Origin of the sequence: Streptococcus suis (genome assembly GCF_002960445.1) — a bacterium.
GTDB lineage: Bacteria > Bacillota > Bacilli > Lactobacillales > Streptococcaceae > Streptococcus > Streptococcus hyiners.
On the sequence record NZ_POJD01000099.1, the window covers coordinates 1 to 293 of the forward strand.

The following is a 293-nucleotide window of genomic DNA, read 5'->3' on the forward strand; positions in this document are numbered from 1 at the left end:
TGAAGATGATGAAAATAGCTTACAAGACTTGAAAGAGCTTGCCGAGGTTTTGGACTATAGTCCTGTTCTCAATCAAGAGCAATTTTGGTTGGCGGACCAGATGAGAAAGTCGGTCTTCTCCTATAAAATTACTCTCTTAAAATCCATGCTACCCAGCTTGCTCAATTCGACCTATGACAAATTGATCCGTCCAGGGATTGGTTTGGAAATGGCAGAGCAGATTAGTCTGTTTGGTGATAAGGAGCAGATTCGTTTTTCTGACTTGGACGTGACAGAGCAAGGGAAAATCATGC

At 42.3% G+C, this 293-nt stretch carries 1 pseudogene; it reads left to right on the plus strand.

From position 1 onward, the window contains the following. Positions 1-293, plus strand: a pseudogene (locus C1G53_RS01880) (primosomal protein N'); the annotation flags it as partial.